Annotated in this window: 1 protein-coding gene; it reads left to right on the top strand. The window is 34.1% G+C overall.

Annotated features, from left to right (window positions below):
* Window positions 1–715, top strand: a 715-nt coding sequence (locus tag SD53_RS12560) for a phage tail protein (protein WP_206539937.1), incomplete at both ends; no start/stop codon positions are given.

Genomic DNA, 715 nt, shown 5'->3' with positions numbered 1-715 from the left:
ATTTGGCAAGTGATGCAATTTATTTGGCCGGCGGTTAAAGCCTTGATTGTCAGTACTTGGGAGAATATAAAAGGAGTAATACAAGGTGCTTTAAATATCATACTTGGCTTTATTAAGTTCTTTTCAAGTTTATTCACTGGTAATTGGCGAGGTGTTTGGGACGGTATTGTGATGATACTAAAAGGCACTGTGCAGTTAATTTGGAATTTAATACAACTGTGGTTTGTAGGTAAGATTCTAGGTGTTGTTAGATACTTTGGTGGATTGCTTAAAGGTTTAATATCCGGTATCTGGGGTGTTGTCAAAGGTATTTTCACAAAATCATTATCTGCAATTTGGAATGCAACGAAAAGTATTTTTGGTTTCTTATACAATATTGTTAAATCTATTTTCACTAATATGAAAAACTGGTTATCTAATGCGTGGAATAATATCAAAAGCAATACCGTCGGCAAGGCTCATTCGTTATTTACGGGTGTAAGGTCTAAATTCACAAGTTTATGGAATGCGACGAAAGATATATTTACTAAATTAAGAAATTGGATGTCAAACATCTGGAACTCTATTAAAGATAACACGGTAGGTATAGCTGGTCGTTTGTGGGATAAAGTACGTAATATCTTCGGAAACATGCGTGACGGTTTAAAATCTATCATTGGTAAAATTAAAGATCATATCGGCGGTATGGTAGATGCTATTAAAAAAGGACTTAATA

The sequence above is a fragment of the Rheinheimera mesophila genome (assembly GCF_000986865.1).
Lineage (GTDB): Bacteria > Pseudomonadota > Gammaproteobacteria > Enterobacterales > Alteromonadaceae > Pararheinheimera > Pararheinheimera mesophila.
Note: the sequence above shows the minus strand (reverse complement) of the source record. Positions and strands in the feature narration are given on the sequence as shown.